17 protein-coding genes and 1 pseudogene are annotated in these 16,732 nt (G+C 51.5%); 2 read left to right on the forward strand and 16 right to left on the reverse strand.

Annotation, left to right across the window (positions count from 1 at the left end):
• Nucleotides 1-107: pseudogene (locus ACO0LI_RS28055) on the forward strand (IS110 family transposase); the annotation flags it as partial.
• 52 nt (nucleotides 108-159) lie between these two features.
• On the opposite strand, the gene ACO0LI_RS28060 reads toward ACO0LI_RS28055, so the two are convergent.
• The 13 genes from ACO0LI_RS28060 to ACO0LI_RS28120 all read right to left on the reverse strand — a co-directional run bounded on the left by ACO0LI_RS28060 (nucleotide 160) and on the right by ACO0LI_RS28120 (nucleotide 11,345).
• A complete protein-coding gene (locus ACO0LI_RS28060) occupies nucleotides 160-582 on the reverse strand; it encodes a hypothetical protein (RefSeq protein ID WP_423036875.1) in 423 nt (140 codons plus the stop codon).
• An 87-nt stretch (nucleotides 583-669) separates the two neighbouring features.
• Nucleotides 670-1,797, reverse strand: a complete 1,128-nt coding sequence (locus ACO0LI_RS28065; protein ID WP_423036877.1) for a hypothetical protein — start codon at nucleotides 1,795-1,797, stop codon at nucleotides 670-672.
• 79 nt (nucleotides 1,798-1,876) lie between these two features.
• Nucleotides 1,877-3,004 (reverse strand): hypothetical protein, encoded by a 1,128-nt coding sequence (locus tag ACO0LI_RS28070; RefSeq protein WP_423036883.1) that lies wholly within the window; start codon nucleotides 3,002-3,004, stop codon nucleotides 1,877-1,879.
• Between the two features lie 272 nt (nucleotides 3,005-3,276).
• Nucleotides 3,277-3,699, reverse strand: coding sequence for a hypothetical protein (locus tag ACO0LI_RS28075; RefSeq protein WP_423036885.1), 423 nt, complete (start codon nucleotides 3,697-3,699; stop codon nucleotides 3,277-3,279).
• 106 nt (nucleotides 3,700-3,805) lie between these two features.
• The gene (locus ACO0LI_RS28080; protein ID WP_423036887.1) at nucleotides 3,806-4,138 is read right to left on the reverse strand and encodes a DUF2185 domain-containing protein; all 333 of its coding nucleotides are present in this window, start codon (nucleotides 4,136-4,138) and stop codon (nucleotides 3,806-3,808) included.
• Nucleotides 4,119-4,622, reverse strand: coding sequence for an ankyrin repeat domain-containing protein (locus tag ACO0LI_RS28085; protein ID WP_423036889.1), 504 nt, complete (start codon nucleotides 4,620-4,622; stop codon nucleotides 4,119-4,121). The genes ACO0LI_RS28080 and ACO0LI_RS28085 overlap by 20 nt, the downstream gene beginning before the upstream one ends.
• 93 nt (nucleotides 4,623-4,715) lie before the next feature.
• Nucleotides 4,716-5,843: a hypothetical protein gene (locus ACO0LI_RS28090; RefSeq protein WP_423036891.1), complete on the reverse strand. Its 1,128-nt coding sequence runs from the start codon at nucleotides 5,841-5,843 to the stop codon at nucleotides 4,716-4,718.
• A 427-nt stretch (nucleotides 5,844-6,270) separates the two neighbouring features.
• Nucleotides 6,271-6,591: a hypothetical protein gene (locus ACO0LI_RS28095; RefSeq protein ID WP_423036893.1), complete on the reverse strand. Its 321-nt coding sequence runs from the start codon at nucleotides 6,589-6,591 to the stop codon at nucleotides 6,271-6,273.
• 53 nt (nucleotides 6,592-6,644) lie between these two features.
• Nucleotides 6,645-7,262, reverse strand: coding sequence for a PqiC family protein (locus ACO0LI_RS28100; RefSeq protein ID WP_423036895.1), 618 nt, complete (start codon nucleotides 7,260-7,262; stop codon nucleotides 6,645-6,647).
• Nucleotides 7,259-9,004: an intermembrane transport protein PqiB gene (locus ACO0LI_RS28105; protein WP_423036897.1), complete on the reverse strand. Its 1,746-nt coding sequence runs from the start codon at nucleotides 9,002-9,004 to the stop codon at nucleotides 7,259-7,261. Before ACO0LI_RS28105 ends, ACO0LI_RS28100 begins: the two co-directional genes overlap by 4 nt.
• Nucleotides 8,997-9,653, reverse strand: a complete 657-nt coding sequence (locus ACO0LI_RS28110; RefSeq protein ID WP_423036899.1) for a paraquat-inducible protein A — start codon at nucleotides 9,651-9,653, stop codon at nucleotides 8,997-8,999. The genes ACO0LI_RS28105 and ACO0LI_RS28110 overlap by 8 nt, the downstream gene beginning before the upstream one ends.
• Complete coding sequence (locus ACO0LI_RS28115) at nucleotides 9,646-10,365, reverse strand: paraquat-inducible protein A (protein ID WP_423036901.1); 720 nt, start codon at nucleotides 10,363-10,365, stop codon at nucleotides 9,646-9,648. Before ACO0LI_RS28115 ends, ACO0LI_RS28110 begins: the two co-directional genes overlap by 8 nt.
• A 332-nt stretch (nucleotides 10,366-10,697) precedes the next feature.
• Nucleotides 10,698-11,345, reverse strand: coding sequence for a LysE family translocator (locus ACO0LI_RS28120; RefSeq protein WP_423036903.1), 648 nt, complete (start codon nucleotides 11,343-11,345; stop codon nucleotides 10,698-10,700).
• Between the two features lie 462 nt (nucleotides 11,346-11,807).
• Between ACO0LI_RS28120 and ACO0LI_RS28125 the strand changes: the two genes are divergently transcribed.
• Nucleotides 11,808-12,827: a DUF6891 domain-containing protein gene (locus tag ACO0LI_RS28125; RefSeq protein ID WP_423036905.1), complete on the forward strand. Its 1,020-nt coding sequence runs from the start codon at nucleotides 11,808-11,810 to the stop codon at nucleotides 12,825-12,827.
• A gap of 327 nt (nucleotides 12,828-13,154) precedes the next feature.
• Here ACO0LI_RS28125 and ACO0LI_RS28130 read toward each other — a convergent pair whose 3' ends face one another.
• The 3 genes from ACO0LI_RS28130 to ACO0LI_RS28140 form a co-directional block, all read right to left on the reverse strand.
• The gene (locus ACO0LI_RS28130) at nucleotides 13,155-13,886 is read right to left on the reverse strand and encodes a hypothetical protein (protein WP_423036907.1); all 732 of its coding nucleotides are present in this window, start codon (nucleotides 13,884-13,886) and stop codon (nucleotides 13,155-13,157) included.
• Between the two features lie 64 nt (nucleotides 13,887-13,950).
• The gene (locus ACO0LI_RS28135; RefSeq protein ID WP_423036909.1) at nucleotides 13,951-14,415 is read right to left on the reverse strand and encodes a hypothetical protein; all 465 of its coding nucleotides are present in this window, start codon (nucleotides 14,413-14,415) and stop codon (nucleotides 13,951-13,953) included.
• Nucleotides 14,416-14,605: 190 nt separating this feature from the next.
• A complete protein-coding gene (locus ACO0LI_RS28140; protein ID WP_423036911.1) occupies nucleotides 14,606-16,324 on the reverse strand; it encodes an SH3 domain-containing protein in 1,719 nt (572 codons plus the stop codon).
• Between the last annotated feature and the right edge of the window lie 408 nt (nucleotides 16,325-16,732).

Consider the following 16,732-nt stretch of genomic DNA (forward strand, 5'->3'; position numbering starts at 1 on the left):
AACCTGCCAAGCTCATTATTGGCGCTATGATGAGAAAGTTGATACATGTCGCTTTGGGGGTGTTGAAGTCCGGAAAGCCATTCGATGCTAGCTTGCATTTAGCTTGACTGGAATAACAGTATCTACGCGGGCTGAGGGAAATGGAATAAATTTGCTAGCTTAGTAAAATTCAATACCTGAAAAACTGACATTCAACAACAGTGTTTCTTCCCAAATGCCACTCCAATAGCATTGGGCGCCTGCAATAATCGCATCTTTGATGTCATTCAAAGTTTTCGTCGATTTTGTTGGTACCTGCACCTTTGTAATGGTGAACTCAAAAAAACTTCCCCCGTCATCAGAACGTTTAATGGCATGGTAGGCTTCAAAAGCTATTGCACATCCCTGCCATATCAAGTTGTAATAACTTGGCCCTTCTCCTCTTTCTGGTGGCTGATTACCCTGACCGCCAAGACTCAAAAAAACGATGTCTCTATCCTCATCTTCAGCATAGGAAGTTTGAAACACAAATATGGGTCCGCATACCTGCTTTCTGTATTCTGTGCGCTTTTCAGGCGTAATATCTTTATATGTGAATGTCATGGCGATATCATTTGATTTGAAAAGCAGGTTACCACAGCAAGTAGGCACGATTAGCGCAGCGTAATCGTACGCATGTGGGTTGCACAATCAGCTATTCATTTTCCCACCAGCTTGTGCCTGATCACATAACTGCAGCAAGTCTGTATCCTTCCATATTTCTATAAATGGGCGTGCCGCTGAGAAAAGCGGGGCGGCTTCCTGGTGACGCTGGCAGGCGCACAAGGCCAGGGCCAGATGTACCTGGATTTCAACCACAAAATATTTCATGCTCGGTGAACCAAAGTCTTTGCTCAGTTCGAGGGACTGCGTGAATAAATCCAGTGCTTCTTTGGCCTCATCATTTTTGAGCCGTATCAAGCCCTGGCAATACAGCACGATGACGCGCTGCAAATCCGACAGTTTGGCGTCTTCTATCTCTGCCATCAGCAAGGCCGCGCCTTTGTTATTGTCCAGCCTGCGTACCAGCGTGGTGGCGAGATCGACGGTATTGGCTGCACTGGGGTTGATTTTGCGTGCAGCCTGCTGGGTGATGGCCACTTCCTGGAATTTGCCAGCCGCAAAATAGATAGAGGCGAGTCGCCCTTCATAAAAACCGGGGGCCAGAGTATCGTCACTCTTGACTACCGCAGCCCGCGCCAGCGCTGCTTCCAGGCGACCCTGCCCGGCCTCTGCAATAGCCAGGCGAATAATGATTTCATGCTCAGGAAACGGCGTCTTGAACCAAGACTTCCAGCGCGCAATAAAATGCATGGTGCGCTCGACCTCGGCCCAGCGTCGCCAATGACCAGCTTCGAGGGCGCGATTATATAAAACCAGGGGAGTCGTCGCCCACAGAAACCAGATCAAATGGACAATGAACAACAGCACCGGTATCAGCGCCGCGACACTGTGGCTGCCACTCACCGCCGTTGCGATCGCCCACCACACCAATAAAGGGCCCCAGATGCCCGCATTGTTGGCATACAACATGCCAAGCCTGACCAGCAAGCTCGATTGCTTTTGCAACTGCAGCGCATGGTCTGCACTCAACCTCAGTTGCAGTCTTGAATCAGCATTGTCAAGATTGATTGCGGTTTCTTTGCTGTCTATGACCCGTATATCACGATAAGCCTGCTTCTCCAGCTTGTCGTAGGCATCCTCAATGGAGCTGGCCTCTACCCGATCTGTGACGACGCGGCCTCGACTGTCTTTGGCGGTGAATTTGAATGCGTACATCGATTATTTCTTTCGTTTTTTTTGAGTATACGTAGGTGCGATTAGCGTAGCGTAATCGTATGCATGGTGAGTTGCACAATCAGTTATTCATTTTCCCACCAGCTTGCGCCTGATCACATAGCCGCAGCAAGTCTGTATCTTTCCATATTTCTATAAATGGGCGTGCCGCTGAGAAGAGCGGGGTGGCTTCCTGGTGGCGCTGGCAGGCGCACAAGGCCAGGGCGAGATGGGCCTGGATTTCAACCACAATAGACTTCATGGTCGGTGAACCAAAGTCTTTGCTCAGCTCCAGTGAGAGTGTGAGTAAATCCAGCGCTTCTTTGGTTTCGTTATTCTTGAGACGGATCAAGCCCTGGCAATACAGCACGAAGACGCGCTGCAAATCCGACTGTTTGGCGCCTTCAATCTCTGCCATCAGCAAGGTCGCGCCTTCGGTATTGTCCAGCCTGCGCACTAGCGTCGTGGCGAGATCAACCGTATTGGCCAAGTTAGGTTTGAGCTTGTAGGCAGCTTGCTGAGCTATTGCCACTTGCTGAAATTGACCTGTCACAAAATAGACCGAAGCGAGCTTTCGCTCATATAAACCAGGTTCCAGAGTGTGGTCGCCTTTTAGTGGCTCAAGACGGGCCAGGGCCGCATCAAGTCGGCCTTGACCGGCTTCTGCCGATGCCAAGCGAAAAATGATTTCATGATTGGAGATCGGTGTCTTGAACCAAGACTTCCATCGCGCCATAAAATGCATCGTACGCTCGACCTCCGCCCAGCGTAACATTGTGCGGGCATCCAGTGCACGATGATATAAAACCGTTGGAGTAATCGCCCAGATAAACCAGAGCAGGTGGATGACAAACAACAGCGCGGGTATTAGTGACCCTACACTATGGCCGCCAAGTATCGCAGCGGCGATCACCCACCACGCCAATAAAGGGCCCCAGATGCCCGCATTATTCGCATAGAGCATGGCGAGTGTGACAACCAGACTGGATTGTTTTTGCAACTGTAGCTCATGGTAGGCACTTGTTCTCAGTCGCAGTCTAGAGTTGACGTTGTCAAGATTGACCGCAGTTTTTTGGCTGTCTATAAACCGTATATCACGATAAGCCTGCTTCTCCAGCTTGTCGTAGGCATCCTCAATGGAGCTGGCCTCTACCCGATCTGCGACGACGCGGCCTTGACTGTCTTTGGCGGTGAATTTGAATGCGTACATCGATTATTTCTTTCGTTTTTTTTGAGTATACGTAGGTACGATTAGCGCAGCGTAATCGTACGCATGTCATTCATTACCAATATTATTCTTGAAAAGCACTCCTGCAATACGACAGGCTATATGGCTGTCTGGCAAGTATAAAGTATAGGCCACACCTGCGTTGAAATGGACAGGAAATGATGTCTGGATATTGTTGAGGGCTATCGTCATTTTCTGGCTCAGCATGCGTACGATTACGCTGCGCTAATTCTAGCTACGGCCCCCTACGCTTGCTATTTCCATCGGACTAAAATCGTCAATGAAATAAACACGAATAAAAGGGATAGCAATGCAGGAAATTTCATTTGATTGAATTTTGTTGCAGCATCTTCTTCACTCATTGACGCTAAGCTAGTGAAGCACAAGTTCATAAAAAACAGAACTGCATACAATACCAGTGACCAAAAAAAGCAAGCTGGGAATGCGGCTCCTTTTCCACTTAAGTTTAAAAGTTTTTCAGTAATTTCTATAATCTCTCCTGTTAAACTCACGAGCGCATTGCCATGACCGTCACCATCAACCATCAATATGCTTGCAAAAAGATAGAAAAAAAATAGCGGAAGAAAAATAGCTGTATATTTTCCTGCGATAATCAGGGCGTTGATGATACGTAAGGTTTTGAGCTTGCCAGGCGATATCTCGTTCGAATTAATCATGATTCCTTTGCATTTTTTAGAGTTTTTCTCCAAATTTTTTAGTCATATATTCAAGCGTAAGTAGATACTATTAGCGCAGCGTAATCGTATCTACGCGAGCTACAGATCAGTCATCAAGGAGAGTAAAATAACCATTGGAATCGCGCTCGAAACGACTTCCATAGCTTGCATCTAAAAAAGGCACTATCTCTGGATCGTAATTTACCAATGTATTAACATCAAATATCCCATGCTGGTCAAGATTCGCCATGTAATATTCGTTCTCATCCCCAGCAAAAAACCTCCAGCCACTGTCTTCCGTGTTGGATGGTAACTCGCGGTACATATATCCAACTCTACAACCATCCACAACAATGCGGTCCGTCGCTAGACATCCGCCTCGTCCCATTGCAACCGGGGCAATTTGATCCTTCGATAATTTAAATTTTTTTGAAATCATTTTCGCTTTCTCCACACGCTAACCACATATCCAAATCGTCAGACTGCCTTGCAAAATCCAATACTGACTTTCCCGCCCTATTCTTGGAATCAATTTCAGCAGCATAAGCAACAAGCAACTTTAAAATACTATAGTCACCTTTCGCCGAAAGCGCAGCTGTCCATGCCGCGCCATTACCAAATTTATCTGGAATATTCGGATTCCCACCGCTCAAAAGGATATCGCGAACGACTTCGTAGGCACCGTAAACTGCTCCATAATGTAGTGCTGTCTGACCCTTGCTGTCGGTTGCGTTAACATCAATCGAACGTGCGATTAATTCGGCAGCAATGTCATTTTTCTTGAAAGCAATAGCCTCCTGCAACAAGGTTCTATGAAAGTCACCAATGATGAAGATATCTAACTCCTTATCAGCAAAAAATTCCTCCTTATTTTGCGTTCGCAGTTTTCGAAAGATCTCAGCATTACGACTAATTTTATTCATAGCAATGTCCACTGTTCGCATTCACTGATTCTGGATGGTAGCTCCTGTAGGTACGATTAGCGCAGCGTAATCGTACGCATGTGGGCTGCACAATCAGTTATTCCTTTTCCCACCAGCTTGCGCCTGATCACATAGCCGCAGCAAGTCTGTATCCTTCCATATTTCTATAAATGGGCGTGCCGCTGAGAAAAGCGGGGCGGCTTCCTGGTGACGCTGGCAGGCGCACAAGGCCAGGGCCAGGTGGACCTGGATTTCAACCACAAAATATTTCATGCTCGGTGAGCCAAAGTCTTTGCTCAGTTCCAGAGACTGCGTGAATAAATCCAGTGCTTCTTTGGCCTCATCATTCTTGAGCCGTATCAAGCCCTGGCAATACATCACGATGACGCGCTGCAAATCCGACAGTTTGGCATCTTCTATCTCTGCCATCAGCAAGGCCGCGCCTTTGGTATTGTCCAGCCTGCGTACCAGCGTGGTGGCGAGATCGACGGTATTGGCTGCACTGGGGTTGATTTTGCGTGCAGCCTGCTGGGTGATGGCCACTTCCTGGAATTTGCCAGCCGCAAAATAGATAGAGGCGAGTCGCCCTTCATAAAAACCGGGGGCCAGAGTATCGTCACTCTTGACTACCGCAGCCCGCGCCAGCGCTGCTTCCAGGCGACCCTGCCCGGCCTCTGCAATAGCCAGGCGAATAATGATTTCATGCTCAGGAAACGGCGTCTTGAACCAAGACTTCCAGCGCGCAATAAAATGCATGGTGCGCTCGACCTCGGCCCAGCGTCGCCAATGACCAGCTTCGAGGGCGCGATTATATAAAACCAGGGGAGTCGTCGCCCACAGAAACCAGATCAAATGGACAATGAACAACAGCACCGGTATCAGCGCCGCGACACTGTGGCTGCCACTCACCGCCGTTGCGATCGCCCACCACACCAATAAAGGGCCCCAGATGCCCGCATTGTTGGCATACAACATGCCAAGCCTGACCAGCAAGCTCGATTGCTTTTGCAACTGCAGCGCATGGTCTGCACTCAACCTCAGTTGCAGTCTTGAATCAGCATTGTCAAGATTGATTGCGGTTTCTTTGCTGTCTATGACCCGTATATCACGATAAGCCTGCTTCTCCAGCTTGTCGTAGGCATCCTCAATGGAGCTGGCCTCTACCCGATCTGTGACGACGCGGCCTCGACTGTCTTTGGCGGTGAATTTGAATGCGTACATCGATTATTTCTTTCGTTTTTTTTGAGTATACGTAGATACTGTTCGATTTAAAACGAGGGGTGAGTGACTGGTGCAGAAATCTACGTCGCAGGTTTCAAACCTAAGGTACGATCCGGCATCCAGTCACTCGATCTTGATATGCCTACCAAGAACTTGTTGGTAGCTATATTAACGAATAACTACCGAAGGCGTCATAATACAAGGTACGATTAGCGCAGCGTAATCGTACGCATGGTCCGCCGTAATTTTTTAAGCTGCTTCAAAAGCATGGCTGCTTTATGATGTTGAATCAAGTATACATCACACTTATGCAAAGAAGGATGGGCGGTGATCATGGGATTTGCTTGAGGCCTGTAGCTATTTCAGACATCTCATGCGTACGATTACGCTGCGCTAATCATACCTACGGTCTTTGGATGGGAAATGTTCAAGAAATTACTTCATAATTTTCAGCGATAAGATTTTTCCATAATCTCAAACCGGATTCGAGATTGATGTTGTCCATTTTTGTTTTTTGCAATTCCTCTCCCATATCTGCATCGCTATATTTGGTGAATATTGCATACCCAATTGAAAATACCGAGGCTACATACAGAGGGCCGTTCTCGCTACCACATTCCAGCCACGCGTCTGGATGTTCGTCATCGTGCGGAGCAAATAATTCATTGAGCGCATTCTTAAGATCAGTAAGCTCCGGGTTCTGCTTTTCCACGCCCCAGCGGCTTGTCAATTTAATCCATTCATGCATGATGAGTCCTTCGAATATTACAGCTTGTGTAGGTACGCGGTGACAGGTTTGCTTTACTTGCGCACGCCAGCCACGCTCGCACCAACTTGCTCGGCCAACTGCCGCGCTGCCTCTGACATGGCGGGAGCCACGGCCTCATAGGCGATGCCATTCAGCCGCACGGTAAACACCTGGTGTTCACGTTTTAGCAGTTTGCGGCTGCTGTCGAGCACGACCCAGCTGGCTTCGAGCGTGAGCTGATCACCGCTGTTGATTACTAACTGATCGACTTGTACCTTGACCTGGTAGCGGGGCAGGCTATTGCCTGGTGTGGTGGCGATGCCTGCGTTGATGCCGGTGTCGGAGGAGAGCCAGGCGTCGGGCAGGTTTTTGCGCAGGTGGGCGGTGAGGGCGTTGGTCAGTTGTTCGTCGAGCGGGGCCAGCCAGCGTTGTTCGTCACTGACGATGGATTCTGTGGCAGACTTTTGGATGACGAGTTGCTGGCGATTGACTGCCTCTGGCAGTTTAATGGTGGCGATGACGAGTTCATACTGTGCCTCGGCCTGGCTGCTGCTGGCGAGCGGGTAGTCGAGGCGGTACAGGTGTTCTACAGGTGGCGTGGCGCAGGCGACCAGTAACAAGGTCGCCAGGCTGGCCAGGGAAATCGTCAGGACGTGTGTGCTTCGCATCATGGTTTTACCTTTTGTTTGCCAAACACCAGGGCGTCTGGATGGCGTTCCAGCATGTCGGCCAGGTTGGCGACGGCGCGGGCGGACTTGGCGACTTGCTTCAGTGATTCGCGCATGTCTTGTTGCAGCGGTGCGTCTTCTGCCAGCAGGGCGTTGGCGCTGTTCAGGGTGCTGCGTGCTTCTTTGAGGGTAGAGGTCAGCTCGGGCGTGACTTCTACATCAAGGCGGTGCACGAGTTTTTCTGTGCTGGCGAGAGTGGTGTTGAGTTTGGTGAGCGCCTGCACGAGTTCGCCAGAGATTTTATCGAAAGGCAGCTTGTCGATTTTCTTGGCGATGCGGCCTACGGTTTCCTGGATTTCGGCCAGGCCACCACCGACGGTGGGCAGCACGGGGTAGTCGGTGCGCCAGTCCATTTTTGCCTGCGGTGCATCGGGGAAGAAATCGAGGGCGATATACAGCTGGCCGGTCAGCAGGTTGCCACTGCGTAGCTGGCCGCGCAAGCCGCGGGTGATGAGGTGGTCGAGCAGTGATCTTTCTTTGGCTTCGGTATCGTCATCAGGCAGGCGCGTGCCTGTCCTGACCCTGGCCTTGAGGCGGTCTGGGTAGAGGCTGATTTCAACCGGGAAGCGCGGCAGGCGGCCATTCTCGGCAAATTCCACGCCCAGGGATTTGACTTCGCCGATGACAATGCCGCGCAAATCGACAGGGGCACCTTTGGACAAACCACGCAGGCTTTCAGGGAAATACATGAGGAAGCTGCGCACCTTGGTATCCGGTGCGCGCATGGCATGTTCGCGGTCTTCAAACAAGGGGAAGACGCTGCCTTCAAACGCGGGTTTGCCACCGGGCAGGGCATCATCATGTTCCTGGAAGGCGAGGCCGCCTTCTATCAGTGATGTCAGTGATTCTGTCGTCACGCGCAGACCATTGGCATCGAGCTGCATATCAACGCCGCTGGCATGCCAGAAGCGGGTGTCCTCGGTCACGTATTGATCATACGGTGCATCAATGAAAACGCGTATGGTCACGCCCTTGCCGTCACGGTCAAGCTGGAATTTGGTGACGTGCCCGGCATTGATGTGGCGGAAGAAGATAGGCGAGCCATAATTGACCGAGCCGGTCTGCGCACCATGCAAGACAAATTCACGACCGGGTGAATCGCGGTTGACCAGTGGTGGTTCTTCAAGCCCGGTGAATTCATTGGTGGTCTCTGATGATGTGCCGACATCGACGCTGATGTAATTGCCGGACAGCAGCGTAGAGAGGCCAGACACCGAGCCGCCAGAGATGCGCGGCTTGACGATGAAGAAGCGGGTATCGGTGGCGAGGATGTCTGATGCGCTCTTGATCAGCTGCGCCGTGATCAGCACGCGCTTGCGGTCAGGCGAGAGGGCAATTGCCTTGACGTGGCCAACATCCACATCCTTGTAGCGCAATTTGGTTTTGCCCGCTTCCAGCCCTTCGGCAGATTTAAAGGTGATGGTAATGACCGGCCCCTGGCTGGTCACGCTTTGCACCACCAGCCAGATACCGATGAGAGCAGCAATGACAGGTACGGCCCACACAAACGAGGGCAAACGTCGCCGTGGCCTGACCTTGACGACGGGGACGATGGCATCGACTGCATCGACGGTTTCTACAGTGCTGGCTGCTGCATTGCTTGTGCCAGCAGCGGCATCACTGCTGGCAGCATTGGCGGGTTTGCCTGCCTCGGGGCCAGGATGTTCTGAAGTTGGATCACTCATGCGTCTTTGTTACCCAGATTAAACGTGAATCAAAGCTTTGTGCCGACAGCATCGTCAACACCACCACCGCACCAAAGGCCAGCGCACCGCCGCCAGGGTGTATCGCTGCCAGGGATTTAAACTGCACCAGCGCCACCAGCACCGTGACGACATACACATCCAGCATGGACCAGCGGCCCACCGCCTCTATCATGCGGAATAACTGGGTGCGCTGCAGCGGGTTCCAGGTCGATTTTTTTGAACAGGTGTAAAGCAGCAGGCTGATCGAAAACAGCTTCAACAAAGGCACGACGATGCTGGCAAAGAATACCAGCAGCGCCAGCGGCCACGAACCTGTATACATCAGCACCAGCACGCCGCTCATGATGGTGTCGTCCTGCGTACCAAAGATGGTATTGGTTTGCATGACCGGCAAGAGGTTGGCGGGGATGTACAGTATCGTCGCCGCAACCAGGTAAGCCAGGGATTTGGTCAGGCTGTCTTTATGGCGCAAATGCAGGGCGGCACCGCAGATGGGGCAGTGGGTAGCGGCCTCGTCATGGGTGCAGCACAGGGCTTCGCAAATGTCGCAGGTGATCAGCCCGGCAGAGGCACCGGTCTGGCCTGCCAGCCCGGTAGCGGGGATGTGGCGGTATTCTTGCTCAGACATGGCTCACCCCGGTGGCTGCCTTGCTGGCTTTAGCGGCATGTGCCCATAGCCAGATATTGCGCGGCGTTAGCACCGAGGTCAGCGCTGCCGTAAAAAAGATCAGCGAAGCGCAAGACCACAGGGCCGGGCCAATGACGATGTCGGCCATATGCTGCAGCTTGACCAGCGACACCAGCAAGCCCAGCATGAAAATCTCGACCATGCTCCAGGGTCGCAGGGTCTGCAGCGCACGCAGTGGCGCACCCAGCGCCAGCCCGGCATCACCAAAACGGATCACATACAAAAGATAGACCGCCACCGAGATTTGCAGGGCCGGTGCCAGCATGGTGGTGATAATCACCAGCAGCGAGAGGATGTGCATGCCATCATCCCACATCGCCAGCGCCGCATGAAAAAGCGTGGTGTCCCGCGTGACCTGCTGTACCTTCAGCGACAGCAGCGGGAAGCTGTTGAGCAGTAATAACAGGATCACTGAGGTCACCGCCAGCGCCAGCGCCACGTCAATACTGGCACTGCCATTGCGGTACAAGATAGCCCGGCAACGCGGACAACTCGCCGCCTCACCCGTGGCGACCGGCACATCCGCACAGACCAGGTCGCATTCATGGCAGACAATAAATTGATGGGCAGGCTTGATGGCGGGCTTCACGTTATGGTGCAGGCTCAGGTAGATATCAGGAAAATAAGGCGAAAATAATATGAGTGTAATCAATTTTGGGGATTAATCATAGAATAACGGCGGTGGCAGCATTTTATTGTGACTTTGCCGGGGTTTTAGGAGCTAAAGCGGGGATTATGGCGTGCAAGTATCTTGTTTCCCCGGTGCGGGATCATAGGCAGATCACGATATGGGCGTGACGTAGGGCGCATTGTAATGCGCCCTGTCTCTGAACGTAAGGAGTGGCACGTTGCAACGTACCATGCAGCCAGTAGGGTGCGTCTTGACGCACCATCATTCTTCGCGCTACTGATGATTGACGAGATGGTGCGTTGAAACGCACCCTACTTTCTGAGCTTACAGATGGCGTCTATTGCCCCATGTGCTTATTGCTTTTGCATTGCTACTTTTAGTCCCAGGCAGATAAAGATTGAGCCGATGATTTTTCCCTGCCACTTGACGAGCCACGTCAAGCGCTTCAAAACCTGGCCAAGCGGCCCGACCGCGAAAACCAGCAGCGTCGAATACACCGCACTCATCGCTGCAAACACAAGACCAAGAATGACAAACTGCGCGAAAGGTGCTGAGCGATCCGCATGAACAAACTGCGGCAAAAACGCGAGAAAGAACAGCGCAGTCTTTGGGTTTAGCAACTCTGCCGGCACCGCTTGCCAGTATGCACGTAGCGGTGACACTAGCTGCATTGACGGCACCAGGCGCTGAGTTGCAGATGCTTCTTCAGGAGCGGGTTTTGCCATGATGGCGCGAACGCCGAGGTACAGCAGATAAGCAGCCCCGGCCAGCTTGACGACCGTGAACGCGAGCGCAGATGTCGCCAGCAACGCTGACAGCCCGATGGCAGCTGCAAGGGTGTGAATCAGGTCTCCTGTAGCGATACCCAGTCCTGTTGCAATGCCTGTGCGCCGGCCGCTTTGTGCGGTTCGGGTAATGACGAGAAGGACGGCTGGTCCAGGAACGAGAAACATGCCGAGAACGACTGCCATGAACGTAAACAGCTCAGTTGGTGTGATCATTGGATCTCCAGATAGATATGCGAGAAGGTGTAATGTGCGCCCTTCAACGGCATAGTTTATCTCTTTTTCACCGCTCCGTTGTCAACAGCAACAAGCGTGCAGGGCGATTGGCAGAGAATACGATGAGCAGAAAATATCCCCCAGGCTGGCAATGTGTGAATGTTAAAGCTGAGCTGTGTCAATCTGCGATGGATACTGTGCCTGAGCATTGGTAGGGTGCGCCGTGCGCACCATCGTGTTTATTTGCATTGCCGTAACGGTGCGCATGGCGCACCCTACAAGCTGCAGGTCATTTGAGGCCAGCGGATTTCTCTGTGCTATAGCCGTGACGTAGGGCGCAATGCAATGCGCCGCATGAGATGCTTGCATACCTGTCGCGATGTATGGCCAGGACTCAAGTTATAATTTAACTTGCTAAGCCACATACTATCCTTACCTGCCATTTTCAACTGTGAACTATCCATGAGTGCAGATCAAATCGCTGAAATTATTCCTCTCGTCCGCGAGGTCTTTAATCATGCCCAGGTGACTTCAAAGAGCAGCGCTGTTCTGTGTGCATCTTTCGAGGTTGCAGGAGCGAGTGATGTGTGGGCGCAAGTCACTCCTACAGAGTTAAACGTTGCTTACCCCCTGAGTCATTCCCCAGAACAAGAGCTGCATGACATCATTCAATTGCTACCGAAGGCAAATTTGATTTCCTGGGAACCAATGAAATATGCTACGTGGTCGTTTGTTTCAGTAGCGCCTGCCGAGCTTGCCAATGTAGTCGATCTGATTCTCACCCGGCTCTTTACGCTTGGTCAATATAGTCTCAACGGTGAAATCTTTAGACTGAATATGCCCACACCCGAGCCTTCAGCCGAGATACAAACAGAGGATGAACTCTTACCGGAAATGTCAGAAATCGACAATGTGAACCAGAACGACAATGAGCGCTATATTGCAAAGGCTATCCATGCGTGGGTTTGGTCGGGGTTTTATGATGCCAGCCGCGTCAACGACATGCTTGACGATATCCTGGAAGATGATGTCGATGAAATGGATATGCGGGCATTGATTAACCGGGAATTTTCTGAGAAAAGAAAGCAAGAGAGGAAATGGCCCGATACAACGGATTGCGACAGGCTTGATGCCGCCTTCGATGAGTTGAACTCCAAATGGATCATCGCCATCCACAACGCTGGATACACGACGAGTGATGGCCATGAAGACGTCAGTGAAGTTCACTCAAAAATGCCACCGGGAACCTGCCGTGGATATTGTTTTTATCATGGACAAGATGTTGAGAGGGCGGTTGCGGGGCAGGGCATATTTCTTGGCTTTGGCGACATGCGTGACACCGAAGAGGGGAAGTTGGAGGTCGCTGAAATCATCAAAAAAACATTGCAATCTCATGGCTTGTTTGTTGAATGGGATGGCGACACAAACAAAAGAATCAGTATTCCCCGGATGATTTGGCAAAGAAAATTGAGAACATCATAGATCATGATTCTTGTTCTTAAAATCAGCAGAGCTATTGCCCGCATTTGTCTCCCAATAACAAGCTATTCATGATGTGATCGTGACGTAGGGCGCAATGCAATGCGCCGCATGAGATGCCCGCATGCTGCGGTAAGATGCCGGTGCCGTGCACGATGAATGTTGTGGATTGGTAGGGTGCGCCGTGAGCACCATCGTGTTTATTTGCATTGCCGTGACGGTGCGCATGGCGCACCCTACAAACTGCGGGGCATTTGATGGCAGCAGTTTTTCTTTGTGTTTCTTGTGTGGTCTATCGTTTGGCAAGCCCATCCAAAAAAAATAGCAATCTCATTTCTGCCCTATCCCACAATCCGCAAACAAAGCCATGACTTCATCAAACTTCGCTTTTGCCTGCGCATTTTGCGTGGCATTGCTACTATCGTACTGATGATAAAAAACCGGGTCACCGATTTTTTTCCTGACCCACTCCATATCCAGACTGCTGTTATTGTTGCGTCTGAGCCTGAGAAAGATGCTGACGGAGTCCAGATAAGTGTCGTCATCCGCCAGTTCTTTATCCGCCTGCTGCCAGGTTGCAGAGGCGTACATATGCTCAAACGGCACGCTCACTACGCGGTTTTTTTCTGATGCAAAACGATAGACTTCTTCTGCCACCAGCAGTTTCTGGCTGCAATCGAGATGCAGGGTTTTGGTGGCGGCATGCTGCTTCCTGGTCATGTAATCACGTACCGGAGTTTGCTTGCGCAGTGACAGCCAGACGCCAGTGGCATAGGCCAGCCCGACAGCGTACATATTGACAGATGAATTTGGGATGTCGATGAAAATGCGCAGCACCAGAGCCAGAAGCACGAAGGCCGGATACAGCATCAGGCTCCATAGCAGCGGCCCCCATAAAAACAGGCCAACCAGCACTGACCACAGCGAGACATCGTGGATGACGATCTTGAGCATCGTTAACTTGCTCTTTTTCCTCAGCGCGTACAGCAATTCACCTTCGTTGATGCCATAGCCGCCACCGTGTTCGTATTTCGTTTCTATGGCAAGATTTGTGTTGCTCATTCATCTCCTTTGTTGGGCGTGACAGAGTAGCGCGCGCCATTTTAATGTACATGCAAGGACAGAACTAGAACTCAATATCCGGTTCATCCGATCTGCTCCAAAGAGAATTTTCTCTGACGTACTGAAATAATGCTCTGGCGCCAGGTTCATATTCCGGATCGCGCTGCAACTGCATGGTCAGGCCATTCACCATTGCCGCAACCTGCTTTTCGATGGGCCTGACGTCACTGCGGGCACTATTTATTCCTGACACCTTGAGACAAACAGGCCGCCAGCTCCAGTGTGCAGCGCCGAGACTTCCTCTGGACAATAAGAGAGGTGATACCTCTGAAGTCAAACCTACAGAAAAGCGCATCAAATTGAGAATGTCTTCATCAATGTTTATGTTTTTGAGGTTTTCTAAAAGAATATCCCCAATGAGCTGATACCGCAGATCAAGCAGGTCTGGAGAATTTTCAGCCGATTCCATGATCAATTCACGCAAAAACGGTATATGTACAAAATCATCTGGTTTTAAAACATATTCCATATTCATCCACTTGTGTTTATCACGATGAGTTAATGAGAGTCTGCCTGTGCAGGCAGGATGGCCATCTCGTATTCGCCCGCACCTGCCTATTAATCACAGACGGATCGAGACATAAGCTTGATGCAGGCCGCGCCTCTATCACTGATTGCGCTACTGGCTGCTGACCGTCAGGTCTGGCTGGATTACCCGCTTAACACCCGCAACCATAGATGAACCTGTCGCTACCCAGCAGCTTCCATGCACCGTTGATATTGACTAGCGCCAGGCGAATCCAGCGGTCGTCTGTCTTCGTTGAGCCACCGAGGTGGCCGGGGCCTTTGCCCTGGCCTTCCCAGATGGCGATGTCGGCGATGCCGTCGCCATCCAGATCATAGTTCAGATAAGTGCCCGCGATAAAGCCGGTTTGCTGCCGGTCCAGTTTCACAGAGCTTGTCGTGATTTTTGCCGTGGCGGCTGGCAATGTTGACGTAGTATAAAAGGCATATACACTACCTGGTGGATTGAATTTTGAACTGGCCTTTTGACTACTGATTATATAAGCGTCTGATGAACCGCCATCATCGAAATAATTCCATATCGATTTGTCGGAATCGCCATAAGGGAAACCAGGAATGAAGTTTTCACACCCTGTCGCATCGACGTCACGCCACAGGGTTTCACTGACGCGCATATAGCTGGGGTTGCTGATCAGGCGGCCATCGCGGAATAATTGTACCCGTTGCACTGGTCGCGTCAGCACTTGGACGCGACTGCGCATATCGTATAGACCTGCATAGTTTATTTCTTCGTTTTGTTTGGGTGCACGGCGCGGCGTGGTCAACTGGCGGTAGATGATGTCAAACCGGCCGCCTGCTTGTTCAGGCGTCACATTCGGCGGGGCCAGGTCGGCCTCGCTACGAAAGAAGGAGGGGCGCACGGCAGGAAATTCAAGCTTGCGCAGCAGGCGGAAGATATATCCCATATCATTTTCACCTGCTGATCTGTCTATATCCCACAAGCCTGTCGTCGTGCTGAGCTCATTGGCGAGATTCTCCATGCGGTTTTCGCGTTCCCATATATCAGCCGGGATTTTTTTCCCCTCTGCGGCCAGGCGAGTGCTTTCCCGTTTGAATTCCAGGTTTTGCGCGGCCTTGCGCTTGATCTCTTGCCAGTCGGCATAGGGCTCAGGCTTCTTGCCCTTCAGGCCCAGTGCCAGATGTGCTTTCATTTTTTCCAGGGCTTCATCGCGAGGCCACGGTCCTGCTGCAGTTATTTCAGGGTGGCGTTCCTTGAGATAGTTGGCATAGTTCTCCAGTGCCTGCCAGCCTGGGTCCAGCCAGAATGCCTTCACCGGATCATAGTTTGCAGGGCGAGAACCATCCCCGTAGGTGACACCCTGGATGTGCGCCACCACCACTGGCGTCTTGGCCAGGTAGCGGCAAGCTGTGTAGCCACGTGTGCCGTCAGTGATTTGTACTTCGCAATAGGTATTGCCTGTGCCCTCATTAAGCAGTTTGACGATGCTGTTGAGGGACAGGCTTTTTATCACTGGCGCATCGGCCTGCCCAGCCTGACGCAGTGTCAGCGCCGTGCCACTGACCCAGCGTTGCGCCGCGTCTACGCCTGCCTCACCTGCCATGGGCCTGGCTATGCGGTCGGCGCTCAGGTATTTACAGGCTACATAGCCATACTGGCCTTCACCTTCAATCAAGCAGTAACCAGCCTGTTCGGTCGTGTCCTTCAGTATCAGGGCTACGCCACGGTGTAATACGCCTACTACTTTTTGCGTCATGTCAGGGCCTTGCCGCACCCGCACTTCATCCGCCGTGACCCAGCGCGGCGGCTGTTCTGCCCGTCTGGCGCTGGCATCTGCTTGCACCATGGCGGCCAGCAGAAAGAAATTTACGGCTAAGAAGTTAGGTGATTTCATGATGTCGGACAAAATTGCACTGCGCTCAAGGCAGGCATATAAAGACAGCACTTTAGCATTCTGTGGTCGTGGCCTGCAAATCTGCATCGCACTCACAAGCGAATGAGGACATGACCGTAATGTAGTGACATAGGGCGCATTTCAATGCGCCGCATGGAATGGTTGCACGCAGTGTGAATATGTCCTTGCCGTAAACGAAGCATTACAATCCATCTCACGTCACGGCCACGACCATCCATTTTCTGCGATGCAGGACGCGAATGAAAGTTTTCTCTGTGCCTGCTCTGTGTCTCTGTGCCTCTGTGGTGAGAGGTCTTCAAATACCATAAACACCCAAGCATCAAAAAATAAGGCCCCGGTTTTTAACCCGGGGCCTTAATGCCGTTACTCTTTTAAATCAACATCAGA

Source organism: Undibacterium sp. Tian12W (assembly GCF_049339405.1).
Taxonomy (GTDB): domain Bacteria; phylum Pseudomonadota; class Gammaproteobacteria; order Burkholderiales; family Burkholderiaceae_D; genus Undibacterium.

Excerpts from the sequence above, each read along its gene's own strand:
- ACO0LI_RS28060 (WP_423036875.1), bottom strand. The coding sequence starts at position 582 with ATGACATTCACATATAAAGATATTACGCCTGAAAAGCGCACAGAATAC.
- ACO0LI_RS28065 (WP_423036877.1), bottom strand. The coding sequence starts at position 1,797 with ATGTACGCATTCAAATTCACCGCCAAAGACAGTCGAGGCCGCGTCGTC.
- ACO0LI_RS28070 (WP_423036883.1), bottom strand. The coding sequence starts at position 3,004 with ATGTACGCATTCAAATTCACCGCCAAAGACAGTCAAGGCCGCGTCGTC.
- ACO0LI_RS28075 (WP_423036885.1), bottom strand. The coding sequence starts at position 3,699 with ATGATTAATTCGAACGAGATATCGCCTGGCAAGCTCAAAACCTTACGT.
- ACO0LI_RS28080 (WP_423036887.1), bottom strand. The coding sequence starts at position 4,138 with ATGATTTCAAAAAAATTTAAATTATCGAAGGATCAAATTGCCCCGGTT.
- ACO0LI_RS28085 (WP_423036889.1), bottom strand. The coding sequence starts at position 4,622 with ATGAATAAAATTAGTCGTAATGCTGAGATCTTTCGAAAACTGCGAACG.
- ACO0LI_RS28090 (WP_423036891.1), bottom strand. The coding sequence starts at position 5,843 with ATGTACGCATTCAAATTCACCGCCAAAGACAGTCGAGGCCGCGTCGTC.
- ACO0LI_RS28095 (WP_423036893.1), bottom strand. The coding sequence starts at position 6,591 with ATGCATGAATGGATTAAATTGACAAGCCGCTGGGGCGTGGAAAAGCAG.
- ACO0LI_RS28100 (WP_423036895.1), bottom strand. The coding sequence starts at position 7,262 with ATGATGCGAAGCACACACGTCCTGACGATTTCCCTGGCCAGCCTGGCG.
- ACO0LI_RS28105 (WP_423036897.1), bottom strand. The coding sequence starts at position 9,004 with ATGAGTGATCCAACTTCAGAACATCCTGGCCCCGAGGCAGGCAAACCC.
- ACO0LI_RS28110 (WP_423036899.1), bottom strand. The coding sequence starts at position 9,653 with ATGTCTGAGCAAGAATACCGCCACATCCCCGCTACCGGGCTGGCAGGC.
- ACO0LI_RS28120 (WP_423036903.1), bottom strand. The coding sequence starts at position 11,345 with ATGATCACACCAACTGAGCTGTTTACGTTCATGGCAGTCGTTCTCGGC.
- ACO0LI_RS28125 (WP_423036905.1), top strand. The coding sequence starts at position 11,808 with ATGAGTGCAGATCAAATCGCTGAAATTATTCCTCTCGTCCGCGAGGTC.
- ACO0LI_RS28130 (WP_423036907.1), bottom strand. The coding sequence starts at position 13,886 with ATGAGCAACACAAATCTTGCCATAGAAACGAAATACGAACACGGTGGC.
- ACO0LI_RS28135 (WP_423036909.1), bottom strand. The coding sequence starts at position 14,415 with ATGGAATATGTTTTAAAACCAGATGATTTTGTACATATACCGTTTTTG.
- ACO0LI_RS28140 (WP_423036911.1), bottom strand. The coding sequence starts at position 16,324 with ATGAAATCACCTAACTTCTTAGCCGTAAATTTCTTTCTGCTGGCCGCC.